The organism is Acinetobacter proteolyticus (assembly GCF_000367945.1).
Lineage (GTDB): Bacteria > Pseudomonadota > Gammaproteobacteria > Pseudomonadales > Moraxellaceae > Acinetobacter > Acinetobacter proteolyticus.
In genome coordinates this window covers 104,624-131,234 of sequence record NZ_KB849179.1, presented here as the reverse complement: position 1 = coordinate 131,234, position 26,611 = coordinate 104,624, and the positions used below count along the sequence as shown (strand labels likewise).

At 40.7% G+C, this 26,611-nt stretch carries 26 protein-coding genes and 1 tRNA gene; 13 read left to right on the top strand and 14 right to left on the bottom strand.

Going from position 1 to position 26,611, the window contains the following annotated elements:
• Window positions 1–79 precede the first annotated feature (79 nt).
• From fdxA to F993_RS16115, 3 genes are all read left to right on the top strand, one after another.
• Entirely contained in the window at window positions 80–409 is a 330-nt protein-coding gene (fdxA, locus tag F993_RS16105) for a ferredoxin FdxA (RefSeq protein ID WP_004652744.1), read from the top strand.
• A gap of 124 nt (window positions 410–533) precedes the next feature.
• On the top strand, window positions 534–1,247 hold the full coding sequence (locus F993_RS16110; RefSeq protein WP_004652742.1) for a D-Ala-D-Ala carboxypeptidase family metallohydrolase: 714 nt from the start codon (window positions 534–536) through the stop codon (window positions 1,245–1,247).
• A gap of 138 nt (window positions 1,248–1,385) precedes the next feature.
• Entirely contained in the window at window positions 1,386–2,054 is a 669-nt protein-coding gene (locus F993_RS16115; RefSeq protein ID WP_004652741.1) for an O-methyltransferase, read from the top strand.
• 119 nt (window positions 2,055–2,173) lie between these two features.
• Here the strand turns inward: F993_RS16115 and F993_RS16120 are convergent, their stop codons facing one another.
• The 11 genes from F993_RS16120 to F993_RS16170 all read right to left on the bottom strand — a co-directional run bounded on the left by F993_RS16120 (window position 2,174) and on the right by F993_RS16170 (window position 12,976).
• Entirely contained in the window at window positions 2,174–3,016 is an 843-nt protein-coding gene (locus tag F993_RS16120) for a universal stress protein (protein ID WP_004652740.1), read from the bottom strand.
• A gap of 106 nt (window positions 3,017–3,122) precedes the next feature.
• Entirely contained in the window at window positions 3,123–3,737 is a 615-nt protein-coding gene (locus F993_RS16125) for an acyltransferase (protein WP_004652739.1), read from the bottom strand.
• On the bottom strand, window positions 3,730–4,329 hold the full coding sequence (locus tag F993_RS16130; protein WP_032812393.1) for an IMPACT family protein: 600 nt from the start codon (window positions 4,327–4,329) through the stop codon (window positions 3,730–3,732). Before F993_RS16130 ends, F993_RS16125 begins: the two co-directional genes overlap by 8 nt.
• Before the next feature lie 90 nt (window positions 4,330–4,419).
• Window positions 4,420–5,610, bottom strand: a complete 1,191-nt coding sequence (locus F993_RS16135) for an HlyD family type I secretion periplasmic adaptor subunit (protein WP_004652737.1) — start codon at window positions 5,608–5,610, stop codon at window positions 4,420–4,422.
• A gap of 17 nt (window positions 5,611–5,627) precedes the next feature.
• Entirely contained in the window at window positions 5,628–7,751 is a 2,124-nt protein-coding gene (locus F993_RS16140) for a type I secretion system permease/ATPase (RefSeq protein ID WP_032812641.1), read from the bottom strand.
• The gene (locus F993_RS16145; protein ID WP_004652735.1) at window positions 7,751–9,241 is read right to left on the bottom strand and encodes a TolC family protein; all 1,491 of its coding nucleotides are present in this window, start codon (window positions 9,239–9,241) and stop codon (window positions 7,751–7,753) included. Before F993_RS16145 ends, F993_RS16140 begins: the two co-directional genes overlap by 1 nt.
• Window positions 9,242–9,586: 345 nt before the next feature.
• On the bottom strand, window positions 9,587–10,333 hold the full coding sequence (lptB, locus tag F993_RS16150; RefSeq protein ID WP_004652734.1) for an LPS export ABC transporter ATP-binding protein: 747 nt from the start codon (window positions 10,331–10,333) through the stop codon (window positions 9,587–9,589).
• The gene (gene lptA / locus F993_RS16155; RefSeq protein ID WP_004652732.1) at window positions 10,333–10,881 is read right to left on the bottom strand and encodes a lipopolysaccharide transport periplasmic protein LptA; all 549 of its coding nucleotides are present in this window, start codon (window positions 10,879–10,881) and stop codon (window positions 10,333–10,335) included. Before lptA ends, lptB begins: the two co-directional genes overlap by 1 nt.
• The gene (gene lptC, locus F993_RS16160; RefSeq protein ID WP_004652731.1) at window positions 10,865–11,416 is read right to left on the bottom strand and encodes an LPS export ABC transporter periplasmic protein LptC; all 552 of its coding nucleotides are present in this window, start codon (window positions 11,414–11,416) and stop codon (window positions 10,865–10,867) included. The genes lptA and lptC overlap by 17 nt, the downstream gene beginning before the upstream one ends.
• A gap of 39 nt (window positions 11,417–11,455) precedes the next feature.
• Window positions 11,456–11,995, bottom strand: a complete 540-nt coding sequence (locus F993_RS16165) for a KdsC family phosphatase (protein ID WP_004652730.1) — start codon at window positions 11,993–11,995, stop codon at window positions 11,456–11,458.
• A 3-nt stretch (window positions 11,996–11,998) separates the two neighbouring features.
• The gene (locus tag F993_RS16170; RefSeq protein ID WP_004652729.1) at window positions 11,999–12,976 is read right to left on the bottom strand and encodes a KpsF/GutQ family sugar-phosphate isomerase; all 978 of its coding nucleotides are present in this window, start codon (window positions 12,974–12,976) and stop codon (window positions 11,999–12,001) included.
• 376 nt (window positions 12,977–13,352) lie between these two features.
• On the opposite strand from F993_RS16170, the gene F993_RS16175 reads away from it, so the two are divergent.
• The 5 genes from F993_RS16175 to F993_RS16190 all read left to right on the top strand — a co-directional run bounded on the left by F993_RS16175 (window position 13,353) and on the right by F993_RS16190 (window position 17,279).
• Entirely contained in the window at window positions 13,353–14,759 is a 1,407-nt protein-coding gene (locus tag F993_RS16175; RefSeq protein WP_004652728.1) for a purine-cytosine permease family protein, read from the top strand.
• A gap of 106 nt (window positions 14,760–14,865) precedes the next feature.
• Window positions 14,866–16,287: a cysteine--tRNA ligase gene (gene cysS / locus F993_RS16180; RefSeq protein WP_004652727.1), complete on the top strand. Its 1,422-nt coding sequence runs from the start codon at window positions 14,866–14,868 to the stop codon at window positions 16,285–16,287.
• Between the two features lie 62 nt (window positions 16,288–16,349).
• Window positions 16,350–16,425 (top strand) — tRNA-Gly (locus F993_RS16185).
• A 146-nt stretch (window positions 16,426–16,571) separates the two neighbouring features.
• Window positions 16,572–16,697, top strand: a complete 126-nt coding sequence (gene ykgO / locus F993_RS19985) for a type B 50S ribosomal protein L36 (protein WP_010590029.1) — start codon at window positions 16,572–16,574, stop codon at window positions 16,695–16,697.
• Between the two features lie 108 nt (window positions 16,698–16,805).
• Window positions 16,806–17,279 carry a copper resistance protein NlpE gene (locus tag F993_RS16190; protein ID WP_004652726.1) on the top strand — a complete coding sequence of 158 codons (474 nt, stop codon included), beginning with the start codon at window positions 16,806–16,808 and terminating at the stop codon, window positions 17,277–17,279.
• A gap of 99 nt (window positions 17,280–17,378) precedes the next feature.
• Here the strand turns inward: F993_RS16190 and tsf are convergent, their stop codons facing one another.
• Window positions 17,379–18,254, bottom strand: coding sequence for a translation elongation factor Ts (gene tsf, locus F993_RS16195; RefSeq protein ID WP_004652724.1), 876 nt, complete (start codon window positions 18,252–18,254; stop codon window positions 17,379–17,381).
• 138 nt (window positions 18,255–18,392) lie between these two features.
• Complete coding sequence (gene rpsB, locus F993_RS16200; RefSeq protein WP_004652723.1) at window positions 18,393–19,145, bottom strand: 30S ribosomal protein S2; 753 nt, start codon at window positions 19,143–19,145, stop codon at window positions 18,393–18,395.
• 235 nt (window positions 19,146–19,380) lie between these two features.
• Here rpsB and map point away from each other — a divergent pair, with 235 nt between their 5' ends.
• From map to F993_RS16220, 4 genes are all read left to right on the top strand, one after another.
• Window positions 19,381–20,205: a type I methionyl aminopeptidase gene (gene map, locus F993_RS16205; protein ID WP_004652722.1), complete on the top strand. Its 825-nt coding sequence runs from the start codon at window positions 19,381–19,383 to the stop codon at window positions 20,203–20,205.
• A gap of 204 nt (window positions 20,206–20,409) precedes the next feature.
• Window positions 20,410–21,504 carry an OmpW/AlkL family protein gene (locus F993_RS16210; protein ID WP_004652721.1) on the top strand — a complete coding sequence of 365 codons (1,095 nt, stop codon included), beginning with the start codon at window positions 20,410–20,412 and terminating at the stop codon, window positions 21,502–21,504.
• 382 nt (window positions 21,505–21,886) lie between these two features.
• Entirely contained in the window at window positions 21,887–23,233 is a 1,347-nt protein-coding gene (locus tag F993_RS16215) for an MFS transporter (RefSeq protein ID WP_004652720.1), read from the top strand.
• Window positions 23,234–23,316: 83 nt separating this feature from the next.
• Window positions 23,317–24,453, top strand: coding sequence for a porin (locus F993_RS16220; protein WP_004652719.1), 1,137 nt, complete (start codon window positions 23,317–23,319; stop codon window positions 24,451–24,453).
• A gap of 103 nt (window positions 24,454–24,556) precedes the next feature.
• On the opposite strand, the gene F993_RS16225 is transcribed toward F993_RS16220, so the two are convergent.
• Window positions 24,557–25,144: a TetR/AcrR family transcriptional regulator gene (locus F993_RS16225; RefSeq protein ID WP_004652718.1), complete on the bottom strand. Its 588-nt coding sequence runs from the start codon at window positions 25,142–25,144 to the stop codon at window positions 24,557–24,559.
• A 174-nt stretch (window positions 25,145–25,318) separates the two neighbouring features.
• Here F993_RS16225 and F993_RS16230 point away from each other — a divergent pair, with 174 nt between their 5' ends.
• Window positions 25,319–26,533 carry an MFS transporter gene (locus tag F993_RS16230; RefSeq protein ID WP_004652717.1) on the top strand — a complete coding sequence of 405 codons (1,215 nt, stop codon included), beginning with the start codon at window positions 25,319–25,321 and terminating at the stop codon, window positions 26,531–26,533.
• Window positions 26,534–26,611: the final 78 nt, after the last annotated feature.

The window sequence follows — 26,611 nt, the reverse complement described above, 5'->3', positions numbered from 1 at the left end:
AGGAATTGTTTCTATCGGTATTTTTTGCCTAAAATACGCTATGCAAAATGAAAACCATATTTTTTAGGTAGCTGCCGCCATGACCTTTGTTGTCACCGAAAATTGTATTAAATGTAAATATCAAGATTGTGTTGAAGTTTGTCCTGTAGACTGCTTCTACGAAGGTCCAAACTTCCTTGTAATTAATCCAGATGAATGTATTGACTGTGCACTCTGTGAACCGGAATGCCCTGCAAATGCGATTTTCTCAGAAGATGAGTTACCAGAAGGCCAAGAAGTGTTTATTGAGCTCAATGCTGAATTGTCGGAAAAATGGGCGGGCAATAATATCACGCAAATTGGTGAACAACCTGCTGACCGCGAAGAGTGGAATGGTAAACCAGATAAGCTTCAGTATTTAGAAAAATAATAAAAAAGGCCAGTTTTACTGGTCTTTTTTATACCCGAACCACACATTTCTTTGCAATTACCTCATTATTCATGCGCTATTTTGCATTAAAATAGTACGCCTACAGATTTTGAACTGCCTTTTTATGATGCGAAATAAATTACAGGGTCTATTATCATTATTTATCATCCCTGTGATGATGGCGGGCTGTACCAGCTCAACGACAAAAGTAAATCAAAACCAAGGTAAAAGAATTTACATTCCTCAAGAACAAGTCACTTTTACCCGCCCGATCCCAAACAAAGTTGAGCCAGCCTCTTATCGCCAATGGCTGAATCAGGGTGAAAACTATGCACGCGTTCGTGAATATGAGCAATTTTTAACACGCAACAATGTCGCACATATTATTCCAAGCTTTGAGTTACTTCGTACTGCTCGCGACTGGCAAAAATGTGGTCGTACTGAATATATGGTGCCGAATCGTGAATTGTGGGGCAATTCCCTTTCGACCTTACGAGTGTTTAAATATTTAATCGCCGCCAAAATTTTGACCGATTTTGAAGTGACTTCGGTCTATCGTGATTTACCACTCAACCAGTGTGCGGGTGGTGCAGGCTCTTCAAAACATTTATTCAACTCAGCCATCGATTTTCGGATTGGACCTGAATATCCTCAGCCTCAAGACTATGCCTATATTGAACAAACCAAGTTTAAGTTATGTCAGTTCTGGGCTCAGCATGGTCAAAGCCTAGACTTGGGAATTGGCTTATATAGTTCCGGTCAGATTCATATCGATACCCAAGGCTATCGTACCTGGGGACCCGACCTCACTCGAAATAGCTCAATGTGTAATTTCTAAAATAGATCACATTTAAAAAAAGAGATCAAAATGATCTCTTTTTTGTTTCAATCATACGGATTGATTCAGCAATAAAATTGCACTCTGAGCATAAACGTTTAAAATGCAAAGCTAACAAATTGGTAGGTAAACTTGATTATGCAACAGATGTGGACCGAAATTGATGACTATATCAATTCACATTTAATTCCCACGGATCCAAGACTTCAACATGCATTAGACAATACTGATACTCAGGGCTTTTCTAATCATTTGGCTGTTGCACCTAATCAAGGCATGTTTTTGCAAATGTTGATTCAGATGAACAAATGCAAACGTGTATTGGAACTCGGTACGTTTGGGGCATACAGTACCATTTGGCTTGCCAAAGCCTTACCTGAAGATGGCTATCTACTGACGGTTGAGGGACGCGACACTCATGTGATCATCGCCCAAGAAAATATTGATTATGCCAGTATGCCAACGACTATCGAACTCAAAAAAGGCCGTGGTGCCGATATCATGAACCAGCTCATTGCAGATGGTAGTGAACCCTTTGATCTAATTTTTATTGATGCAGACAAACAAAGTTACCGCGAATATTTTGAACTCAGCCTCAAGCTGTCACACTCAGGTACCATCATCGTATTAGATAATGTGATTCGTGCAGGGGCAATTCTGGATGCAGATAACAAGAAACCGAGTATAGAAGGAATTCGTGAAGCTTTCACTGCATTGAAAGACCACCCTCAACTGCTTTCTTGTACAGCTTTGCAAACCGTTGGCTCAAAAGGCCATGATGGTTTCGCAATTGCCATTGTCAAATAGAGATTAAAAAACAACCTATTATTTTTAGTCTTTCAATATCAAGACATTATATTTATCTACACCGCTTTTCCATATAGTTATCCACAGTAATTGCGGATAACTATATGGAATAAAATGAATCACTTAGCAACTAATAGCGGCACATTAGCATTACGGAAAATGCTTGTCGTAATACTACCCAAGAAGAATTGATGAATTTTACTATGACTGAATGCACCTAATACAATCAGTTGAATATCATGTTCTCTTTGATATTCAAGAATATTTTGTGCAACATCACCATAACGGTACACTGAAACCACTTCCAAACCCGCATCGGTCAAATACTTTTCGGGTTCCGCCAGCATTTCTGGATGGTCTCCTACATAAAGCAAATGGCATTGTAGTTTTTTTAACAGGTCACTTTGCGCGATTCGTTGCAGCATCTTTTGGCAAGTTGGTGAATATTCATAAGCAAAGATAAAACGTTTTGGCGGTTGGAAATGTTCTCCAACAGTGATGACTGTACAATTCGCACCACGAATAAAGTTTTCGACATTGCTGCCTATCGGCTTATTCTTCTCTGCGGCGCGCTCACCCACCCGTCCGATGATGACCACATCATTTTCATGGAGAATATTAAAACTTTGTTCAAGAAAATCGCCTTTTTCCTGAATTTTAGTACTGCTTAAACCATATTGTTTTTCGATCAATTCGGAAATATGATTCAGTAAATTATTACTATAATCGAGCGCCAACTCACTTTGCTTTTGTTCTAACTCTGCAAGTTCTTTAAGTAGCATGGCATTACTTTCAAAACCAATCACGCCACTGATTTCACCTAAATGATAGCTAGCTGGGTAATAGTCCAAGATTTGCAACAGTACCAACTCTCTTTGCGTTTGTTTCGCAACCCATGCCGCTGCTTCCGCAACTGCATCAATACAGGGTGAAGAATCAATACATGCAATTACACGGTTCATTTTCGCCTCTCTCTAGGTATATACCTTAGGTCTTCTACTTATTTTTAACTTAACATAGATAAAAGCATGGTGGGTTAAATTTATGTATCGAATCTCATACACTTTTTTATTCGCTTCGATAACGAATTAATTTTGCTGGATTCCCTGCTACCACTGCATAATCCTCGACATCTTTGGTCACCATACTGTTCATTCCCACCACGGCATGATCTCCAATTTTAATTCCATCCTTGATCCCAACATGAGCGCCTAGCCACACATCACAGCCGATTTCTATGCCTTTAGAAGTGACAGGCTGCTGATAAATGGCGCGATCTAAATCCATCCCATGATCAAATGCATATAGGTGACTATAGGCCGCAATTCGAACTTGATCGTGCAACTTAATCCCGCTACGACCACCATCTAAAATACAGTGGTGGTTGATCGCAACTTCATTGCCAATCTGTAAAGGACCATGCAAAGTACAATCGGCAGCAATGAAAGTATTATCGCCAATCGTAATCTTTCGACCACGTTCAGCAAAAATATGTGCTAAAGGTGAAATAAAACAGTTCTTACCAATTTCAACGGTTTCCATATCCATCAGATAGGCTTGATACTCGGCCTGCCATGCCTCAGCCCATTCACGATGCTTGGATTTTAATGTCCAATACAGCCACGGCATATAATTCAGACGCTGTTTATGCTGCTCTCGGTATTTTAATAAAGGATCATTCATTGTCTTGCTCCTCAACCAATACCAATTGCTCTCGACCTCTCGTGACATCTTGGAGTTTTAATCTTAATGGTTCAATCTGATGCACTTGAACTCGCGCCTCAATCACAACACCTGTTTCAGTATATTGCTCTTGATATTCGATCTGCTGCTGCATTAGCTCATACTGAATAATCGCCCATTCATTGAATAAACAAGCAAAGCGAATTTGCTTTTTTTCAATCAACTCAATTTTTTCAGCCAAGACCAAACATTGTCCCGCACAGCCACTATAAGCACGAACCAATCCACCTGTACCTAACTTAATCCCACCATACCAGCGATTCACCAATACAATCACATTGGTCAGCTCATTGCCTTCAATCGTCGCGAGTATAGGACGCCCTGCTGTGCCTGAGGGTTCGCCATCATCATTGAATCGAACCTGATGCCCAATTTTCCACGCCCAACATTGATGCGTCGTTGACAGATCTTTATGCTCTTCTAAAAAGTTCTTCACCTGCTGCTCATTTTCAACAACAGCAGCAATCGCTTGGAAACGACTTTTTTTAATGTCTTCTTCAAAAGTAACCGTAGTGGCAATAGTGAATGGCATAAACATAAATACAAATTTAAAACGAGATTATAGCTTTTTAACACCTAAATAAAAAACCTCGCATCAAGCGAGGTTTTTTATCAACACAAATTAACGTTCGCGTAATGCTTCTTTGGCTTTATTAAACGGTTTCAACAAGTAATCCATAATAGTTTTTTGCCCTGTACGAATATCCACTGTTGCCACCATACCCGGTGTGATGCTAAAGGCTTTACCCGCTTTGTTATATAAACGGTCTGAATCAGTACGAATATAAACACGATAATAGAACTGATCTTGCTTGACCTCATCACGAATGGTATCTGGTGAAATCACAGTCACTTTACCATCCAAACCACCATAGATTGAATAATCATAGGCCGTGATTTTAACCAGAGCTTCCTGACCAGGACGAATAAATGCAATATCTCGTGGTGAAATACGCGCCTCGATCAACAACTTATCTTCTAAAGGAACAATGGTCATCAACTTACCATTTTGAGGAATTACCCCCCCCAAAGTCGTAACATCAATTTCTTTCACAACGCCACGAACAGGCGCTTTAAATACCGCACGCTCTAAACTGTCATTTCGACCATTCACAATCTGCTGCTGAGTTTGAATATCGGTATTTGCCTTAGACAATTCTTCTCGTGCTTTGACATAGTACTGGTTGCGCGTGTCATTGATTTTATTGCTTAGATCATTGGCTTCACGCTTTAAACGCAAGACTTCAACCTCACTGGCCGCCCCTTTGGCAACCAATGGCTCAGTCATCGCCAGTTCTTGTCGTACCAGTTTTGCTGCTTGTTCATAGCCTTCAATTGACTGTTCCAAATTGGCACGTCGTGACAAATATAGCGCTGTTTCTTCTTGTACCAATTTAGGACTCTTTTGTACGTCTTCTGGAAAACTTAAGGGTGAACCTGTCACCTCAGCACGTAAACGCGCTGCGGTAGCTTGTGCCGATATCAGTAAGGACTTTGACTCTCCAACATTCGAAGCAAAACGTGTAGGATCAAGTTGAGCAAGGATTTGTCCCTTTTCAACCACATCCCCTTCATTGACATCGAGTTTAGTTAAAATCCCCCCTTCAAGCGACTGAATAATTTGCTCTTTTGAAGAAGGAATCACTTTCCCCGTACCGGTTGAAACCTCTTCAAGATTAAATAACCATGCCCAGATTAAGAGTGAAAGTAAACCAATCCCAATCATCCAAACAACAAGCGTCGAACGAGGTAACTTTGGTTCATTATAGGTTACGTTCATGGGACGACTGCTGTTCTGTTGTTGTTCACTCATAAAATTTCCTCAAAGTATTAAACTATTTTTTGTTTTATCGTTGATTGTTGTAAAACTTGATCTACAGGTCCATCCATGACGATTTTGCCTTCATTCATGACAATAATTCGGTCAACCAATTCCAAAACCGCACGTCGATGCGTTGCAACAACTAAAGTCCGATAACCGAGCCAAGACTTTAAGTGATCAATCAATTGCTTTTCTGCCACATCATCAATGGCAGCAGTCGGTTCATCCAGCAATAAAATATTTGGCTGACGAATCAATAAACGAGCCAATAATAAGGCTTGTCGTTGCCCACCAGAGAAACCAACACCCCCTTCCAATACTAAATGATCTAGCCCTTCTTTCTTTTCATGCACAAAACTCAACGCACCGGTTACTTTTAAAGCTTTGAGAATATCTTCATCACGTGCTAAAGGCGCACCAAGCGTCAAGTTTTCACGAATAGTGCCATAAAATAAATGTGCATTCTGGTTAAGTAAGCCCATGTCACGACGCACATCGGCAGGATCAATCAGGCTAATATCCAGATCATCCAAATACACCGAACCCGAATTAGGGAACTGCATTGCAGACAAAATCTGTAATAAAGTAGATTTACCTGCACCATTGCGCCCCAAAATCGCAATACGTTCACCCGCACGAATCTTAAGTTGTGGGATTACCAAACTTGGACGTGGATCATCTTCGGTATATTGGAACACCACTTTTTTCAACTCATAATCACCATGTAATACTTCTTTGTGTACTAAATGCGCTTGATCTGGTTGATCTACTGGTTTCTGCATTAACTCATCTAAGCTTTTCTTCGCGACTTTTGCCTGTTGTAAACGTCCCAAAATCCCTGTGATTTGTGAAATCGGCGCAAGCATACGTGAAGATAAAATCGAACAGGCCACCAACGCACCTGTGGTCATATCGCCTTTCATTACCGCAAAACAACCGACTAAAATCACCGCAGCATATGTCAAGCCCTGAATCTTTTGTGTCCACGCAGTCAGTACACCTACGATCTTGCGCTGCTGCATACTAATATCAGCAGATACTTCATTCATATGATTCCATTGATTCTGGAACCGTGACTCTGCACGTAATAATTTAATATCTTCAATACCTTGTACTGCTTCAACCAAAATGGCATTGCGAATTGAAGATTCACGCATCCCTTCCTGTGCAAGTTGTGCCAATTTATTCTGGGCCAAAATTGCAGGCAAAATCATCAAAGGAACCACCAATAGCATCACCCAGAAGAGGTTGCCGCCAATGATTGCAAAAATAATCAGGAATAAGAAAAAGAAAGGGAGATCGGCAATTGCGCCCATGGTGGTTGACGTCACTAAGTCTCGAACCCCCTCCAACTCACGTATTTGAGAAATAAAGGTACCTGTTGACTTAGAACGTTCACTATTTTTGATTCTTAAGGCATGACCAAAGACTCGATCAGAAATCCGTAAATCAGCTCGCTTACCAATAATGTCCGAAATATAGACCCGAGATAGCCTTAAAACAAACTCAAAGATAGCTGCAATCAGTACACCACTCGCAAGTACCCAGAGTGTAGGAATGGATTGCGATGGAACTACACGGTCATAGACTTGCATCGAGAAAATAATGGTGGCTAAAGCCAAAATATTGGCAATCATCGATGCCAACATGATATCGATATAGCGTTTCCAATCCTGTAATACAATTGACCAGAACCAGCTTGGTTCATACGGTTTGATATACTCATCGATACGCGCATCAGGCACCGACTGTTCTGGGCGAAGCACATACACATTTTTAATAATGTGTTTCAATGCACCCACTGCAAACTTTTGCGATAATCCCTGATCACCACTCAGTTGAACACTGACATGGCCTGAACCGTCTGCTTTATCGATAACACCAACCTGCCCGTCGGCTAATTCTACCAGTACAGGTAAACGCCAAGGGTTAATCACTTCGTTACTAAAAGCAACTCGCCTAACATTCAAACCGACCTGCCGACTAATCAAAACCAAGACTTCATCGAGATTTTGATTCTGGTTCCAGTCAAGCTGTAAACGAATCCGTTCCTCAGAAGGTTCAATGCGATAATGTTTTGCAATCGTCAGTATGGCCTGTAACCAAGGCTGATAATTTATTTTTGTAGTCATCATGGTTGTACCTCAAATCCTTGGATTTTTATATTATTGAGGTCATAGGCTTGGCGAGAACGTCCTGTCGCAGCAATATATTGTGCAATACTGCTGTAAATGTCATAACGTGCCGTTTCTGCTTCTGAATTCGCACTATGAATTGCCTGTTCTGCATTGAGCAGGTCAACCAAAGTCCGTGTCCCTAACTTATATTGTTCTTGGTAAAGTTCTCTAGTTCGTATTGTTGTTGCTTGTTGCCCTGCCAAAACCTGCATTTGGCGTTGCTTATTTTCGATTTGTTCACGGCTGGTTCTAATTTGATCCAACACTTTTAAATATACGGCATTGACTTGTGCTTTAGCTGCCTCTTCAGCAAAACTAGCCGCCCGAGTTTTTGAGGAGGTTGCTCCCCCCTGATAGAACTGACTGCTGGCTTCAAACATGATGGCACTATCAAACCCGCCCTCTTTATCATTGCTTGGGTTTCGACCGTGCAAAGCTTGACTCAGTTCACCTTTTACGGCAAGTGTCGGATAATTACTCACCTGTGTCTGTAATTTTTGATTACGCGCAACTTCAATTCCAGCTTGTGCTGCAATCATTTGCGGAATGGTATTGAACTGTGGTGCAGCATATAAATCTGATTGTTTTACATAATCTTCTGAAATGGCCCATTGTACATTTCGTGTATCAAAGCCCAATAAAGTATACAAATGCTGCTGATATTGACTCAGTAATGATTGTTGCGCAATCATCGCAGATTGTGCTGATTGCAAATAAGACTGTGCTTGTATTGGGTCAGCCTGACTACTAATCCCTGCATTAGCACGTAAATTCGCCATCTCTTGAATACGTTTAATCCCTGCGATTTGCTGATTCGCAATCTGGATCAATTTTTGATAACGCTGAATATTTATAATCGTCTGTGCAACGTCTAAGGAAATATCATCAATTTTGACCAGTACATTGGCTTGCCCAACCAAGACTTTTGCTTTTTCGACATCAACACCCGATTTTACTTTCCCAAAATCGTACAGCATTTGTGTTGCACTTAAAGTAAGCAACTGCTGGCCTCGGGTACTTTTTTTACCTAAATCTCCGGTACTCACGCCACCACCAATCTGTGGATAATAACCAGATTTGGCGACATCAATATTGGCATTTTGTGACGCTAATGCTGCAATGCCTTGTGAAATTTCAGGATTACGCTGTACTGCAATCTGTACCGCATCTGTAAGTAGTTTGCGTTGATTCTGCCAAAAAGCAGTTGGAATCGTATCGACTTGAGGGCGACCTGACCCAACCACAGGCAAATCACTTCCTAGCGAGGTATCTACAGAAAAATTACTCAATTTCTGCATTTGTGCCACTTTGAACTCATCACTACTTTTTGGGACAAAAAGCTTAGAAATGTTGTTTTTTAAAGTGTGATATTGTTCACTCGGTGTTGTTGCATGTGTGATTGGCACAGACAGTGTTGCTACATAGAGTAACCACTTAAAATCCATACTTTTTTTCCATGTTCCATTATTCACTTTTATATCGTTGTGCAAGTTCATATTTTTTTCGTATTGTTATCATTTCAGCATTTTCATTTTAAGCATTTTTTTATAAAAAACACTATGTTCCTCACATAAATTCCCCCATAGATATGTGTATATTTTTGTAAAACAGTTCACATTTTAATAGATTATGCCTTGGTAAGAGGATAAATAAAATAAATACTTATCAATAAATTAATTAAAAACATCCCTAAACATTTCATGATCGACCCAATCTTTCACCGCTTATCATTTTTTTCTTCATAAAAAAAAGAACCTTTCGGTTCTTTTCTTAAATACAGATTCTGCTGACTAAACAACAAAATCATCGCCTAGATATACTTTACGGACTTGCTCATTATCTAAAATTTCTTGCGGTGTGCCTTCTGCAATCACAGAACCCTCACTCACAATATAAGCTTTCTCGCAAATTGCTAAGGTCTCACGCACGTTATGATCGGTAATCAACACGCCAATGCCACGGTCTTTGAGCGTCTGGATAATATCTTTAATATCACCAACAGAAATTGGATCAACCCCCGCAAAAGGTTCATCCAGCAACATAAACTTCGGATCTGCAGCCAAAGCACGTGCAATTTCAGCACGGCGACGCTCACCACCCGACACGCTCATGCCCAGGGAGTCCTTAATGTGATTGATTTTAAAATCACTTAATAGTTCATTGAGACGTTGTTGGCGCTGCTGTTTATTTAAATCTTTACGTGTTTCTAAAATTGCCATAATGTTTTCGGCAATTGTCAGCTTTCTAAAGATTGAAGCTTCTTGCGGTAAATAGCCAATGCCTTTACGGGCACGTTCATGCATTGCAAGATCAGACAAATCAAGATTGTCTAAGTGAATTTCGCCTTTGTCCATGCGAACAAGACCAACGACCATATAAAAGCTTGTGGTTTTACCTGCACCATTTGGCCCAAGCAGACCCACAATCTGTCCACTTTGCATTGTAAAAGAAACATCTTTTACAACCCAACGTTTACTATAGTTCTTAGCCAAATGCTTAATACAAAGCGTCTGTGGTTGCTGCACTGATTGTTCCATTAATCACGCGCCCCTGGGAAACTTTTTGAGCTTGAAGGTGGAATAATGATTTGCACGCGATTGGTTGAAGAACCTTGCGCTTCAACATCTCCTTTGTTCATACTGTATTTTAGGCTGTTACCCCGAATACTCGAGCCATCCTGATACAGATAAGCTTTACCCGTTAAGGTAATAATACCCGTATCTGCATTATAGACGATGGTTTGTGCCTCACCGCGAGCTAAGCCCTTATTTGCATCCATTTGCTGCTGAAATTTTGCAAGCTGACCTTTTGCCGTGATGATCTGGATCTCTTTCTTACTATTTAAATTTGCAACAATTGAATCCGCCTGCAGCTTCATCGTACCTTGCTCAATCACGACATTGCCGGTGTATGTCGTTACACCTGTTTTATCATTATAGGTTGCGCGATCAGCAACTAATGAAAGTTGTTGATTACGATCTGACGGCAAAGCAAAACTTGCAGCAGAAGATAATGCAACCACGGCAGCACAAGTGATTTGTTTCAGGAAAGTAGAACGAGATTTAGAATTAAGAGCTTGGCGCATACTTTCCTCGAATTTTATAAAATTCATATTGACCATTATTTAAATTAGCCTTGAGGCCTTGACTCACGAACTCAGCTGACGGTGATTGCACCGTGACTTGATGTTGTGTTTCAAGCTCTCTTGTTTTTGGGTAACCCGTGAGTTCATCTGTATGAAACTCCATTTTATTACCCTGATCAGACAATTTCGTTGCGACTACATCACCTAGCAAAACAACTTTAGTATTATCATCATAACCATGTGCTTGTTTAGCATAGAATGTCGCATCAGGTTTGCCCTGTTTGTACATCACTGCATTCAGTTGATCAAGCTGAGAGGTTTTTTGTTGCATATTTTGTTCTAGCTGTTTGACTTGAGCACGAATATACAAATTACCCTGTTCATCGGTCTGGGTTAAATGTACACCCTGTGCTGAATAGGTCATATTCTTGGCTGAATCAACATCCAATTTTTTTGCTTTGCCACTGTAATAGTAATAGCCACCACTCACAGTAGCAACTGCGACAGCAACAACATATAAAACTTTGGTATCCATAAACAGGGTTACCTAACCTTTGAGCAAATCAACACTCTATTAATGTGGTACAGCAAGATATTTTTCAAGCAGTTCTTGGTAAACACCTTTTGCCATCAACAACATATCGCAGACTTCACGTACTGCTCCACGGCCACCCATTGCTTGGGTGACCAGATTCGCACGACGGCGTACTTCTTCATGTCCATTTGGCACAGTAACTTTCATGCCCGCAATCGCAAAGGCAGATAAATCAGGCCAATCATCACCCATATAGATACAATCTTCAGGTAAAAGACCTAGTTGTGCACAGGCTTCACGCAATGCAACACCTTTATCTTCACGTCCTTGGAATACTAAATCTACACCAAGATCAGACATCCGTTTTTCAACGATATTACTTTTTCGTCCAGTGATAATAATCACTTTCATTCCCGCTTGCTGAACCAGTTTCATGCCCAAGCCATCACGGATATCAAAGGATTTAATCTCATCGCCTGAATTGGTTAAAGTCACAAAGCCATCGCTTAAGATCCCATCCACATCAAGCACAAGGGCTTGTAAATGACGAGCTTGTTCTTGTAAAGCATAAGATGCCATGGCTTAATTTACTCCTGCCTGAATAAGGTCATGCATACTAATCACACCAATGACTTTATTGGCTTCATCAACAACCACAAATTGATTGACTTTTTTCTCATGCATTTTTTCTAAAGCTTTCACCGCACGGGCTTCCTGAGAAATCGTTAGTGGGTTTTTAGTCATGACTGCAGACACGGGTAAATTCACATCAAAACCTTGTTGCTGGTCAATCATGCGACGTAAATCACCATCGGTAAAAATACCCAACAAGGTATCATTTTCATCAACGACTGTAGTTAATCCCAGACGTTTGTCAGAAATTTCATATAACACTTTGTTCATTGGTGTATCTGGTCGAACTTTAGGTAACTCTGCGCCTGTATGCATCAAGTGTTTGACATGCAAAAGTAAACGTTTCCCTAAAGCTCCCGCTGGATGCGAACGGGCAAAATCATCTGCTGTAAAACCACGCGCCTCTAAAAGTGCCACGGCTAAGGCATCACCCAACACCAAAGTCGCAGTGGTACTTGAGGTTGGTGCTAGACCTAAAGGACAAGCTTCATCTGCTTGCCCCAATGTCAACGCAACATCCGCATTTTGTGGCATTGGTCCCCTGTCATCACGACTAATGGTAATTAAAGGCACGCCTAAATGCTTGATCAGCGGCATCAACATCATGATTTCATCACTCTTACCCGAGTTTGAAATCGCGATCAGTACATCTCCACGTACCAACATGCCAAGATCACCATGACCAGCTTCACCTGGATGCATAAAGAAGGACGGTGTTCCGGTCGATGCAAAGGTAGCCGCCATTTTACGACCAATATGCCCAGATTTCCCCATCCCTGTCACAACAACACGTCCTTGACATTGCAACAGGATCTCACATGCAACGTCAAAACGCTCATTAATCTGGGCAGCAAGAACTTCAATCGCTTGTTGTTCAATACGCAACGTTTCTCGTGCGCTTTTTTGAAAATCTATGGTGTGTGACATATGAGTTTGACTCAAAATAATACTCTATCCACTTGTACAGTAGATAATTTTAATCAAAAGAATGATGGGGATTCTAGCATATCTGCAAATATTACACGTTTCTAAATGTATAAGTTTTCATGAAAAATGAAGAGATGAAGTATGAAATAACACGCATTATATTGAGATTAAACACCCATATTCTGAATCCGCATTTAGTTAGGGATATGTCCATTCATCTTGAATGGTACGTCCCTTATATACCTTATAGAAAAACTTGCTTATTATTAAGCCTAGTTGTATATACATATATAAATAAGATTATACATGGCCACACCTAAGCACCCAATTAGGTATTTTTTATGACGATAATTGCTTCAAGGATGCGCAGTAAAAGATGAGCTCATTGGATGAGAAAGAACAACATCAATTTATTGAAAACCGCAGTATTGATTTCATTCCAGAACACGAAAGACATGGCAGTGTTTTCGGTCAATTTACGTTATGGTTTGGTGCTAATTTACAAATCACAGCAATCGTCACAGGTGCTTTGGCCATTGTACTCGGTGGTGATGTCTTCTGGTCGATTATGGGTTTATTAATTGGGCAATGCTTCGGTGCCACCATCATGGCTTTACATGCAGCACAAGGTCCCAAACTTGGCCTTCCGCAAATGATTTCAAGCCGCGTTCAATTTGGCGTATATGGTGCCTGTATTCCGATTTTCTTGGTTTGCTTGATGTACATTGGGTTTACCGCCACAGGCGAAGTCCTCGCAGGTAAAGCGATCGCACAACTCATCAATGTCAGCAATAGCACTGGAATTTTAATCTATGCGACGTTTATTGTGATCTTTGCCACCATTGGTTATCGCTTAATCCACTGGGTAGGTAAAGTTGCAAGCGTTATTGGCATAGTTGCCTTTATCATTATTTTGACTCAAATTTTAACCCATTCCAATTTTTCAGAATTAATTGCTGTTCGAAAATTTAGCTGGTCCTCATTTTTACTCGCGATTTCCCTTTCTGCTTCTTGGCAAATTTCATTTGGCCCTTATGTTGCCGATTATTCCAGATACCTCCCCTCAAAGACTTCTTCGACTCGTGTGTTTCTGGCGGTCGGTCTGGGATCCTTGCTTAGTTCACAGATCTCAATGACTTTGGGAGTATTGATTGCACAAATCTCACAAGGTGGCTTTGTTGGAAATGAGGTGCAATATGTCGTGAGGATGAATGCAGCCGCACTGATCATCACTTTCCTCTATTTCAGTATTGCCTTTGGTAAAGTGACCTTGTCCACCCTGAATGCCTATGGTTGTTTTATGTGTATTGCAACCATTTGGAATAGTTTTAAACCTGAATATCACATTTCAAGAATGACCCGTTTAGGTATTGTCTTAAGCATGGTTGCCATTTCTACCATCATCGCAATTCTGGGTGAACACACTTTTTTAAACAGCTTTAAAGCATTTATTTTGTTCTTACTCACCTTCTTTATTCCTTGGAGTGCAATTAACCTCGTAGACTACTATTTCATCTCTAAAGAAGAATGTGATATCGCTGCCTTATACGATCCAAATGGAAAATATGGTCGCTGGAATAGTATCGGCATTGGGTGTTATGTCATGGGGGTATTACTACAACTCCCCTTTATTCATAGTAAAGTTTACACTGGTCACATCGCGACCATATTAGGGGGTATGGATATCTCTTGGTTGGTCGGTATTCTGGCAACGGCAGTGATTTATTATTATTTTGCAAAAAAAGTCCAACTTCGGACAGCGAGTCAAATTGGTTTTGAATAAAGAAATATTGCAAATGAAAGCCATCTTTTTTCTGCTGATAACTTTATGAAATATGGTGCATACGTTATGATGAATAACGATTTTTGTAGAGTGTTTGAAAACCCTTATGCAACCTTTTGTTCTATATAACTCTGAGCAACGTAAAAAAGTTGAATTTGTCCCACGCAAAGAAGGTCAAATCGATATGTATGTCTGTGGTATGACGGTTTACGATTACTGTCATATCGGGCACGCTCGGGTTATGGTTGCATTCGACTACATCATTCGCTTCCTACGCAGCCAAGGTTGGAAAGTTCGCTATATTCGCAACATTACCGATATTGATGACAAAATCATTGCACGTGCCAATGAGAATGGCGAAAGCATCCAACAACTCACTGCTCGTTTTATTCAAGCAATGAATGAAGATGCGGCTAACTTAGGTTGTGCTGAACCTGATGAAGCACCTAAAGCAACTGAATATATCGATCAAATGCAAAATATGATCGGTACCTTGGTTGATAAAGGGGCTGCATACCCTGCTGCCAATGGCGATGTTTATTTTGAGGTGAGCAAATTCAATAAATACGGTCGTTTATCTGGTCGTAAATTGGATGATATGCAAGCGGGTGCATCTGAGCGTGTGGATGTTGAAGTTGAAAAGAAACATCCCTTTGACTTTGTACTGTGGAAACATGCCAAAGCAAATGAACCTGCTTGGGCTTCACCTTGGGGCAATGGCCGTCCTGGTTGGCATATTGAATGCTCAGCAATGTCGACTTGCTGCCTAGGCAATCATTTCGATATTCATGGGGGGGGGTCAGATCTGATGTTCCCGCATCATGAAAATGAAATCGCGCAAAGTGAAGCATCAACGGGTGAACAATATGTAAACTATTGGATGCATGTTGGTTTCATTAATGTCGATGGCGAGAAAATGTCTAAGTCTTTAGGCAACTTCTTTACCATTCGCGATGTGATGGAAAAATTCCATCCAGAAGTGATTCGCTACTTTATCGTGTCTTCACATTACCGTAGCCCTGTCAACTTCTCTGATGTTGCCTTAAAAGAAGCAAAAACTGCTTTGAGCCGTTTTTATCATTCATTTAAAGCTTATCAACAAGTATATGGTCAAAAAACGATTGAGACATTAGAGCAAAACTTTGTTGAGCGCTTTAACAATGCGATGTGTGATGATTTCAATACGGCTGAAGCAATGGCGGTGCTGTTCGAACTAAATAAAGAACTTAATCGCGCGGTGAAAGAAGAGCAAGCAGCACAAGCGACGACGCTTTACTCTACCCTGCGTCATTTAACCAACATTCTTGGTTTGGTTCAGCATGATGTGGATGAATTTCTCAAATCAGATATTGGACAAGAAGCACTTGCACTTTCTGACAGTGAAATTGAAAACTTCATTCAGCAACGTGTTGACGCGAAAAAAGCCAAAGATTTTGCGAAAGCTGACGGCATCCGCCAGTCTTTACTCGATCAAGGTGTCGTTCTGGAAGATACGCGACAAGGTACGATTTGGAGACGTGCTGATTAATTCAGCACTTAGTGCACTAGAGAGTTGACACTTGAATGAAACTCTCTATAATGCGTCCTATTGCGGGAATAGCTCAGTTGGTAGAGCATAACCTTGCCAAGGTTGGGGTCGCGAGTTCGAGTCTCGTTTCCCGCTCCAAATTCAAAAAAGCCCTTATCTTTCGATAAGGGCTTTTTTTATTTCCAATACCCACCTCTTCATTTAGGCTTTCAACAATGCGGCGAGCTTTACAATACAAATTAACTGAAATATTATAACATTACATTTACTCCTAAAGACCCAAAATGAAAGTCTGCTCATCTCTTAAAAGTGCTAAACGCCGCAGTAGTGACTGCCAGATTGTAAAACGTCGCGGTAAGTTATTTGTCATTTGCAAGTCAAACCCTCGCTTCAAAGCACGACAAGGCTAACTTGCCTTGCTTTACCAAAGGTTAAATAACCCTTACATTCCCTTACTACCATTTCTTTTTAAAATCTAATAACTTGGATATTAATGTTTTCACAAGGTTATATCTAAGATGAAAAAATCAATTATCGCCATTTCTTTAGCTTCTATTTTTTTAGTTGCATGCAATAAAGCAGAAACACCAAAAACTGATGAACAAGCTCCACCTGCAACGAGCACAGAAAGCAGCACTGAAGTTGTTGATAGTGCACACACAGCAGAAAACTCATTAGACTGGAATGGCACATATAAAGGTGTACTTCCTTGTGCAGATTGCGAAGGAATTGAAACCGAACTTGAACTTAATCTAGATAAAACTTACGAGCTCAAAGAGACTTATCTTGGCAAAGGTGATGGCAAAGCGTTTGAAAGCAAAGGCAGCTTTACTTTTGACAGCAAGAATACCTCTATTATTGAACTCGACAAAACTGGTGATGGCCGCAAATACTTTGTTGCTGAAGGCTACTTAAAAGCCCTCGACACGGAAGGCAAAGAGATTACAGGCGAATTAGCTGACAAATACGAACTCAAGAAAGAAGCTGAATAAGTTATTTCTACCGGTAAAAGCCCACTTAATATAGTGGGTTTTTTCTACAGGCAATAAAAAACCCAGTCAAAATGACTGGGTTTTTTTAGAAGATACGAATTACTTCGCAGCAGCTTGAGCAGCAGCAACTTCTTCTGCAAAGCTCATTTCAGCTTTCTTCTCAATACCTTCACCCACTTCGAAACGAACGAATTGAGCTACAACAGTACCAGTTGCTTTCAATACATCAGCAACTTTCTTGTCATTGTCGATAACATACATTTGACGATCAAGAGCAACTTCGTTCAAGTATTTTTCAACTGAACCCGTTACCATTTTCTCAACGATGTTTGCTGGCTTACCAGATTCTAATGCTTTCGCTTCAGCAATTTCTTTCTCTTTAGCGATCAAGTCAGCTGGAACAGCTTCAGCATTTACAGCAACTGGGTTGAACGCAGCAACGTGCATTGCAATACCTTTACCAGTGTCAGCATCACCTGTGTAAGAAACAACAACACCGATTTTTAAACCGTGTTTGTAAACAGCCAAGTTTTCGCCTTCAACGATTTGAGCACGACGAACTTGGATGTTTTCACCGATTTTTTGAACCAATGCAACACGAGCTTCTTCTACAGTTGCGCCGTCTTCAAGCTTAAGTTCAGCAATTTTCGCAGCATCAGTTTCGTTTGCAGCAAGTGCAGCAGCAGCAACTTTATCAGAGAAGTTTTTGAAGTTTTCGTCTTTAGCAACGAAGTCAGTTTGACAGTTAACTTCAACAAGAATCGCTTTGTTACCGTTTTGAATAATTGTGATCGCGCCATCAGCAGCAATGTTACCTGCTTTTTTAGCAGCTTTTGCTTGACCTGATTTACGAAGGTTATCAATCGCAAGTTCGATGTCACCGCCTGCTTCTGTTAATGCTTTTTTGCATTCCATCATTGCAAGACCAGTACGGTCACGTAATTCTTTTACCATGCTCGCAGTAACTGCAGTCATGTTGATCTCCTAAAATCGGTAGAAAATAAATCTGTTCAACAAAAACGGCCCAAAGAATCTCTGGGCCGTTTGCAATCTCGACGCTTTAATTTGCCACCATTACATGTCGCAAAAATGACAAGCTTGCGTCAAAACGCATTAAGCCTCAGAAGCGTCTTTAGCAGCGTCGTCGCCTTTAGCTTGTGCATTTGCTTGTGATTGAGCATATTCTTTACCAGCAAGAATCGCATCAGCCATAGCAGAAGCATATAAAGTTACTGCACGGATCGCATCGTCGTTACCCGGAATAACGTAATCAACGTTGTCTGGGTTAGAGTTTGTATCAACGATACCGATTACAGGAATACCTAAGTTTTTCGCTTCTTTGATTGCAATCGCTTCGTGATCAACGTCGATTACAAATAATGCGTCAGGTAAACCACCCATGTTCTTAACGCCGCCTAAAGCACGTTCAAGTTTTTCCATCTCACGAGTACGCTCTAAAGCTTCACGTTTAGTAAGCTTAGCAAAAGTACCGTCTTGAGATTGAGTTTGAAGATCTTTTAAACGGTTGATAGATTGGCGAAGTGTTTTCCAGTTCGTCAACATACCACCTAACCAACGGTGATCTACATATGGTTGACCAGCGCGTTGAGCTTGTTCACGGATGATGTTAGAAGCAGCTCGTTTTGTACCAACGAACAATACTTTGTTCTTTTTGCTCGCCAAGTTGTTAACGAAGTTCAAAGCATCATTTAACGCAGGAACAGTGTGCTCAAGGTTGATGATGTGAATTTTGTTACGTGCACCAAAAATGTATTGACGCATTTTTGGGTTCCAGAAACGAGTTTGGTGACCAAAGTGTGCGCCTGCTTGAAGAAGGTCGCGCATGCTTACGTTGTAATCTGCCATTTTCTTTACCTTAAAGTTTGGGTTAGGCCTCCATATATCCGCATTCTCCACCTATTGCTAGGCACCCAGAGTAATGTGTCGATATATGTGCGGATTTTTTTACGCCTATTGTTATCAGATATCTTCGTAAAATCTTTTCATAAATAAATAAAAGATAGTCACGAAAAGCATTTGATAAAATAGGCGGCTATTTATACCATAGACGCTTGCAAATTACCAAAAGTTTTTAGAGATCATGAATACAACTTATACGGCCCCACGTCGATTAATCAAAACACCTGAAGAAATTGAAAAGATGCGTGTTGCAGGGAAATTGGCGGCTGAAGTTCTAGACATGATTAAACCGCATATTAAGGCGGGTGTGAGCACACTAGAACTCGATACAATCTGTCGCAATCATATTGAAAATGTTCAACACGCAATTCCTGCATGTGTAGGCTATGGTGCTGCACCAGGCCGCCCTGCGTTCCAACATTCTATTTGTACTTCGGTTAACCATGTGGTTTGTCATGGTATTCCCTCTGAAAATAAAATCTTAAAGAACGGTGATATTCTGAATATTGACGTGACTGTGATTAAAGATGGCTATCACGGCGATACCAATATGATGTATATCGTTGGGGGCGAAACATCGATTCTTGCCAATCGTTTATGTTCAGTCGCACAAGAAGCGATGTATCGCGGTATGGCAACGGTAAAAGATGGCTCATATTTAGGTGATGTGGGCCATGCCATTCAACAATATGTTGAATCTGAGCGCTTTAGTGTTGTACGGGAATATTGCGGTCACGGCATTGGCAATGTATTCCATGATGAACCACAAGTGTTACATTATGGTCAGAAAGGGACAGGTATGCGCCTAGAAGCTGGCATGACCTTTACTATTGAACCAATGGTCAATGCAGGTGTTTGGCAGACTAAACTTTTAGGTGATAAGTGGACCGTTGTCACAAAAGATCACAAGTTATCTGCCCAATATGAACATACGATTTTGGTAACACAAACAGGGATCGAAGTACTTACTGCTCGCCCTGAAGAAGATCTATCACGCTTTATGTAATTCATAATATTTGGATTATTTTTAAAAAGTCACTTCGGTGGCTTTTTTTATCTCTTCACAATTTCTTCATCAATTTATTTAAATCAAACAAAAATATTCATAAGCATAACAATTATAAAATTTAACTAAACAAAGCCTGCATAAAAATAGCGTTATGGTGGGCGCAAGAAAAATCCTAACAAACTTCTGGACATGGAGTCCCAAATGATGAAGAAATCATTCGCTTGCCTGATTACAGGTCTATGTGCCCTACCGACCGTGACTTTCGCAGACTCACCTTATTTCAGTCTAAAAGATGGCTATGGGTTTAAACGCTTTTCTGTTTCAGTAGGTGCTTTGTATGTTAAACCAACAGGTAAAGCCCAACCCGTCAAAGTTAACACTGCTGTCGCAAACGGAGAACAATCCAAAGTTGGAGATGTTTCAATAAAAACCGTTAAAGACAGTATATCTAAAGATATGGACCCTAACCTCTCAACAGCTTTCATTAATTTTTTAGATGGCTTGGGACAAGAAACCTTACCTGGTTCATTAAGTGGTAATGCTGAAATCTATGGTTTAAATGAATGGAACAACCCAGGCACAGGATTAGAAGCAGATGATGTCATGACTCTTGGCATCATGACAAATTACTTCTTTACTGATAATGTTTCACTTGAAGTTAAAGCCGGTATTCCACCAAAGGTCGACATTCAAGGCAAAGGGCAAATTTACGCACCATTAACAGCTACAGCACATCCATCAATAGAACTTCCTATTATTGGAGGGATAGATTTACCTTCAATCGATTTAGAAAAACAAATTTTCATTACAGACCTAGAAGCACATGGTACAGCAGCTACTGCGCGCGCATGGACGCCAGCTTTTGAACTCCAATATCATTTCGGTAAAACAGGCGTAAATAAATTCAGACCCTATGTTGGATTAGGTCTAATGTATGCTTATTTTAATGAGCTGAAAATCAATTCCGCAATCGAAAATGATCTAATCAATGCTGGACATATGATTGTCAATATTAAAGATGGTAAAGCAGGTGCAGCCTTGGATCAAAAGACTAGCTCAGGTGATCCAAAAGTTAAATTAGAAGCTTCAGATGCATTTGCACCTGTTGCCACTGCTGGTTTTACTTATGATTTCAACGATCGTTGGTTTGCAGTTGGTTCAGTTTCATATGCACACCTTACAGGAGAAGCAACAATAACAGTGAATGATGCTAAATATGGAGAGCTCATTCGCGCAAAAACAGATATCGAGATCAACCCTATTTTAGGTTATGCAGGTGTCGGTTACCGCTTCTAAATTTCATTTCATAAAAAGCAGCACTCGCTGCTTTTTTTATTGTGCAATCTTTCAAAGCAGTATGATCAAAAATCACGCACCACGAGAACGCAATTTATAGAAGATTGTCTAACATAGACACCTTCTATCTACGACCCCACATTTACACCAATAATCTGGATTCACTTAATCCTCTTATAAATACCTTGATGATTAACATTTTAAATTATTCATTTGGTTAATTTATTTTTCTGGCACGGCACTTGCTATATATCAAGTACATTGAATCAATGACGATTCATAAAACAATTTGATGACGGCCAACGACGTCCGTTCTGTTCGATTTGCTTAAGCAGCGTAATGACTAAGCAAAAATAAATGACGTGCAGTTCAGGAGAAAGTTATGTCTTCACCAATGAATATTGATGCAAAAAAAGCCACAGAAATAAAATTATTTAGCTTTTCTACACCTGCAATGCGTGCTTTCCATATGACATGGCTAGCATTCTTCGTGTGTTTCTTCGCCTGGTTTGCCTGTGCTCCCCTCATGCCAGTCATCAAAGGCGAGTTCAATTTAACCAAAGACCAAATCGCCAATATCAACATTGCCGCGGTTGCGATTACCATTTTAATTCGACTCATCGTTGGCCCATTGTGTGATAAATACGGTCCACGCAAAACCTATACCGCACTTTTACTTCTCGGCAGTATTCCCGTGTTCGGTGTTGCTGCAGCCAATACCTACGAATCTTTCCTGTTCTTCCGCTTATTGATTGGTGCAATTGGCGCAAGCTTTGTCATCACTCAATACCATACCAGTGTGATGTTTGCTCCCAATGTGGTGGGTACAGCCAATGCAGCTTCTGCCGGTTGGGGCAATGCAGGTGGTGGTGCGACACAAGCAATTATGCCTTTAATTCTTGGGGCTATCGTTATGTTTGGCGTAGAACAAGCGATGGGATGGAGAATTGCGCTACTTGTACCAGGCATCATGATGCTGATCGTGGGTGTGCTGTACTGGAAACTTACTCAAGATTGCCCTCAAGGAAATTTTAAAGCGCTCCGCGAGCAAGGTATTGAAGTTGGCAGTGGTAAAAAAGGCGGCGTTGCGATTCTGATGCAAGCTGCACGTAATTATCGTGTCTGGATTCTATTTGTCTCTTATGCTGCCTGTTTTGGTATCGAGATTTTTATTCATAACATCGCTGCAATGTACTATGTCGATCACTTCAACATGGGATTAAAGGAGGCTGGCTTAACTGCAGGTATTTTTGGTCTGCTTGCCCTGTTTGCCCGTGCATTAGGTGGTTATCTTTCAGATAAAGTTGCAATCACTAAAGGTTTAGATGGTCGCACTAAGGTTTTGTTTATCATGATCCTATGTGAAGGCTTATTCCTGATTTTATTCTCACAAATGAATACTGTTGCACTCGCAATCATAAGCATGACTGTTTTTGCCTTGTTTACCCATATGTCCTGTGGTGCAACTTACGCGCTTGTACCTTTCATTGACCGCAATGCTTTGGGCGGCGTCGCTGGCATCATCGGTGCTGGTGGTAATGTCGGTGCTGTTGCTGCAGGCTTCTTACTCAAAGGTTTACTGGATGTACAAACCTGCCTGATGATTTTAGGTGCTTTGGTGACCGTAGCCGCATTTAGTGTCATCCTCATTCGCTTCTCTGTCGAACATAAAGCCAAAGAACAACAATTGTTCGAGCAAGCTGTATTGGAACGTAACTCTCTCGCTTAATCACAACACATTTTGTGTGGGATAAACCCTCCCACACGATTTTCAAACTAAATACTTCAACACCATTTTTCAGGGGTCTCAATATGAAATTGAATCTTCTTGGCTTTGCCATGCTTGGGTGCTTAACCACGACTACTTTTGCAGCACCTACACTTTATGGGGAAATTGATGCAAGTATCGATTACTTATCAGAAAAGAATGCCCATAGTTCTGATAAAGATGTCTGGGAAATCAGCTCCAATAGTTCCTATCTGGGTATTAAAGGAGATGAGAAACTAACTGAACGTCTAAGCGCAGTTTATGCGATTGAATGGGGATTGAGTGCTGACGGCGATGGAACAGACTGGACGCAACGAAACCGCTTTGTCGGATTAAAGGACAGTCAACTCGGCACCATCAAAGTGGGGAAATATGATACGCCGGTCAAACAGCTCTCAAGTACGGTGGATATTTTCAATAATTATGTGGCCAATAAAGCAGATATTGGTGGGATTCTAACTGGAGAAAACCGTATCGATAACATCGTTCTATATGAATCGCCAGTCATTAACCTCTCTAAAGGTGTAATTAAGCTCAATGCTCTGCTCGCCACGGGAGAATCATCTGGAATTAAAACATCCAGCGGTGGTGCAAAAGTTGCAGGTCGCGGCTTAGGCGATGCATGGTCTGCAAGTCTGGTTTATGAACATCCATTTTTTGTCGCAGGACTTGGCTATGACAAAGCCATTCCAAGCACTTTTGCAGGACGTGGCTTTCTCAATGTTGCCACAGGACAGGCTTATACAGCCGACACGCAAGCTTTTGCCGCAGCAAAGACCATACGTGCCATCGGACGTTTAAATCCGATTGAAGGCTTGGCGATTAAAAGCTTGTATCAACGTTCCGATGTTGAAGAAACTAGCTATGCAGACCCAACAGAAGCAACAAAATGGGTCACAAAAGCCAATAGTATTGATGATGCTCAAGGTTGGTTAGTAGGTGCCGAATATATTCTTCCCAATGCAAAAAAATGGATGCTCAAAGCACAATATAGCCAGAATGATACTCGCTTTAAAAACACCACAGCTGATTTTAAAGCCAAGCAAATCATGGCTGGCGCTGATTATGCCTTCAATAAGCAGGTAAAGAGCTATGGCTATGTAGGTTATTTAACGCTTGAACAAGCAGATAAAAAAGACAAGCAACCCGTTGTTGGATTAGGCTTGGAACTAAAATTCTAAGGTAGTTAATCAAAAGGCATAGAACAGGAGTAACTTTAAGTTATTTCTGTTTTATTGATTCGTCATTAAAACCAATCCATGCTTATTGACCAAAAATTCATAGTTAATATTGTTCTAATAAGTGACGCTTGACGGTATCAAGTATAGATAATGCCAAAGCATGGTCAACTGATCGAGCCAATGTGAGTGCACCTGATAACAAACTCAACTGAATAATAGCACGCTCAGACATCTGCGCTTGATCTTTAAGATTTAAAGCGTTCAGCCCAGTTAAAATAGAAAGCAATGATTCCACACCTTGGTGAAATGTCTGCTTCACAGGCTTGTCGTTAAGTTCTCTTGCAATATCACTACTTAAAGAAGATAAAGGACAGCTTAATCCAGGATTTTCCAAGTTTCGTTCAGATAAATAAGCCTTAAAAATTTCATGCAATGCGGTTTTTTCATCATCAGCCCCATTTATGATGAACTCCCACTTACTTACAGATTGCAAAAAAATATCTTGGCATGCGATATCAATCAACTCATCTTTATTCTGAAAATGTTTGTAAAATCCACCGTGTGTTAAGCCTGCAGCTTTCATTAAATCTGCAACACTGACTGCAAAGCCCTTTTCCCGTATCAATCGCGACGTCGCATGTTCAATATTCTTCCTGTTTTCGATCGCTAACTTTTTAGACACACGTGGCATAAGCAAACCTTCTTAACTCAATAAAAATAAAGAATCAGCAATTCATCATCTATAAATGGAAAGTATTTTAGCATTCCCAATACACGTTATTATAGATTATAGTTGTAATCTATTTTAATATCGTTCAATCATCATCTGAAAGCCCCTATAGCAAATGATAAATACGGACAGCGTATGAACAACAACCAAGATTCTAGTTTCTCTAAAACCTTAATTATGATGCTGATCGGAAGCGCGCTGATTCTTGCACTTTCATTGGGTGTACGCCATGGCTTTGGTTTATATCTGGTACCGATGAGCGATAGTTTTGGTTGGGGCCATCATATTTTCAGTTTTGCAATTGCCATGCAGAACCTGATTTGGGGGGCAGCACAACCCTTTACAGGTGCGATTGCTGATAAATACGGTACTAAAAGAGTCGTTATGGCGGGGGGCGCACTCTATGCCATTGGCTTAGTCCTTATGGCATTTAGCTCTACGGGGCTATTACTGAACCTCAGCTTAGGGCTCGTGATTGGACTCGCCTTATCTGCAACCTCTTTTACCGTATTGCTTTCTGCGGTTGGTCGCGCTGCACCACCAGAGAAACGCAGTATGGTCATGGGGATTGCCAGTGCTGCGGGTTCCTTTGGGCAGTTTATTATGCTGCCATCAACCCTGTTACTCCTTAAAACCATCGGTTGGTCTTCTGCATTACTGGTGAGTGCCTTTGCTATTGCATTCATTATCCCTTTGGCTTGGTTATTGAAATCCCCTTCTTCTCCAGTACCTAAAGCGCTGAATCAGCCCAGCTTAAGCTTTAAACAAGTTTTACATATCGCAAGAAAACATAAACCCTTTTGGTGGTTATCCCTCGGATTTCTGGTCTGTGGTTTCCAAGTGGTATTTTTAGGCGTACATCTGCCTGGTTATTTAATAGATCATGGCTTTGATGCCACAACAGGTACAATATTCTTGGCACTGGTCGGTCTATTTAATATTGTGGGAACCTATGGCGCTGGTTGGTTAGGTGATCGCTACTCAAAACCCAAATTACTGATGCTACTTTATGGTTTACGCGGTATTGCCATTATTGCTTTTCTACTGCTCCCACTCAGCACATTGACCGTTTATAGTTTTGGGATCATCATGGGACTACTCTGGCTTTCAACTGTTCCGCTTACCAACGGGATTGTGGCCAATATGTTTGGTGTCAAATATTTATCCATGCTCAGTGGTATTGTGTTCTTTACCCATCAAATCGGCTCATTCTTTGGTGGCTGGCTCGGTGGAGTTAATCACGATATTACAGGCAACTACAATATGATCTGGCTCGCCTGTTTAGTGCTCAGTGCTTTTGGTGTGGTCATCCATCTTTTCGTGAATGAAGAGGCTGTGATTCATGACTAATATAGAACGTCATTTTAAGTTGCTATTGTTTGTCACACTTCTGTGCTTGATGAGTCTTTCGATCTTAATCTGGTTTCA

What these genes read in the sequence shown, in the direction of transcription:
- F993_RS16135 (WP_004652737.1), bottom strand. Translation starts at nt 5,610, where the DNA reads ATGAGTGAACAACAACAGAACAGCAGTCGTCCCATGAACGTAACCTAT.
- F993_RS16175 (WP_004652728.1), top strand. Translation starts at nt 13,353, where the DNA reads ATGAGCTCATTGGATGAGAAAGAACAACATCAATTTATTGAAAACCGC.
- F993_RS16110 (WP_004652742.1), top strand. Translation starts at nt 534, where the DNA reads ATGATGCGAAATAAATTACAGGGTCTATTATCATTATTTATCATCCCT.
- F993_RS16210 (WP_004652721.1), top strand. Translation starts at nt 20,410, where the DNA reads ATGATGAAGAAATCATTCGCTTGCCTGATTACAGGTCTATGTGCCCTA.
- fdxA (WP_004652744.1), top strand. Translation starts at nt 80, where the DNA reads ATGACCTTTGTTGTCACCGAAAATTGTATTAAATGTAAATATCAAGAT.
- rpsB (WP_004652723.1), bottom strand. Translation starts at nt 19,145, where the DNA reads ATGGCAGATTACAACGTAAGCATGCGCGACCTTCTTCAAGCAGGCGCA.
- F993_RS16165 (WP_004652730.1), bottom strand. Translation starts at nt 11,995, where the DNA reads ATGGCATCTTATGCTTTACAAGAACAAGCTCGTCATTTACAAGCCCTT.
- F993_RS16230 (WP_004652717.1), top strand. Translation starts at nt 25,319, where the DNA reads ATGAACAACAACCAAGATTCTAGTTTCTCTAAAACCTTAATTATGATG.
- F993_RS16130 (WP_032812393.1), bottom strand. Translation starts at nt 4,329, where the DNA reads ATGCCATTCACTATTGCCACTACGGTTACTTTTGAAGAAGACATTAAA.
- lptB (WP_004652734.1), bottom strand. Translation starts at nt 10,333, where the DNA reads ATGGAACAATCAGTGCAGCAACCACAGACGCTTTGTATTAAGCATTTG.
- F993_RS16170 (WP_004652729.1), bottom strand. Translation starts at nt 12,976, where the DNA reads ATGTCACACACCATAGATTTTCAAAAAAGCGCACGAGAAACGTTGCGT.
- F993_RS16145 (WP_004652735.1), bottom strand. Translation starts at nt 9,241, where the DNA reads ATGGATTTTAAGTGGTTACTCTATGTAGCAACACTGTCTGTGCCAATC.
- lptC (WP_004652731.1), bottom strand. Translation starts at nt 11,416, where the DNA reads ATGGATACCAAAGTTTTATATGTTGTTGCTGTCGCAGTTGCTACTGTG.
- F993_RS16215 (WP_004652720.1), top strand. Translation starts at nt 21,887, where the DNA reads ATGTCTTCACCAATGAATATTGATGCAAAAAAAGCCACAGAAATAAAA.
- F993_RS16115 (WP_004652741.1), top strand. Translation starts at nt 1,386, where the DNA reads ATGCAACAGATGTGGACCGAAATTGATGACTATATCAATTCACATTTA.
- lptA (WP_004652732.1), bottom strand. Translation starts at nt 10,881, where the DNA reads ATGCGCCAAGCTCTTAATTCTAAATCTCGTTCTACTTTCCTGAAACAA.
- F993_RS16140 (WP_032812641.1), bottom strand. Translation starts at nt 7,751, where the DNA reads ATGACTACAAAAATAAATTATCAGCCTTGGTTACAGGCCATACTGACG.
- map (WP_004652722.1), top strand. Translation starts at nt 19,381, where the DNA reads ATGAATACAACTTATACGGCCCCACGTCGATTAATCAAAACACCTGAA.
- ykgO (WP_010590029.1), top strand. Translation starts at nt 16,572, where the DNA reads ATGAAAGTCTGCTCATCTCTTAAAAGTGCTAAACGCCGCAGTAGTGAC.
- cysS (WP_004652727.1), top strand. Translation starts at nt 14,866, where the DNA reads ATGCAACCTTTTGTTCTATATAACTCTGAGCAACGTAAAAAAGTTGAA.
- F993_RS16120 (WP_004652740.1), bottom strand. Translation starts at nt 3,016, where the DNA reads ATGAACCGTGTAATTGCATGTATTGATTCTTCACCCTGTATTGATGCA.
- tsf (WP_004652724.1), bottom strand. Translation starts at nt 18,254, where the DNA reads ATGACTGCAGTTACTGCGAGCATGGTAAAAGAATTACGTGACCGTACT.
- F993_RS16125 (WP_004652739.1), bottom strand. Translation starts at nt 3,737, where the DNA reads ATGAATGATCCTTTATTAAAATACCGAGAGCAGCATAAACAGCGTCTG.
- F993_RS16220 (WP_004652719.1), top strand. Translation starts at nt 23,317, where the DNA reads ATGAAATTGAATCTTCTTGGCTTTGCCATGCTTGGGTGCTTAACCACG.
- F993_RS16225 (WP_004652718.1), bottom strand. Translation starts at nt 25,144, where the DNA reads ATGCCACGTGTGTCTAAAAAGTTAGCGATCGAAAACAGGAAGAATATT.
- F993_RS16190 (WP_004652726.1), top strand. Translation starts at nt 16,806, where the DNA reads ATGAAAAAATCAATTATCGCCATTTCTTTAGCTTCTATTTTTTTAGTT.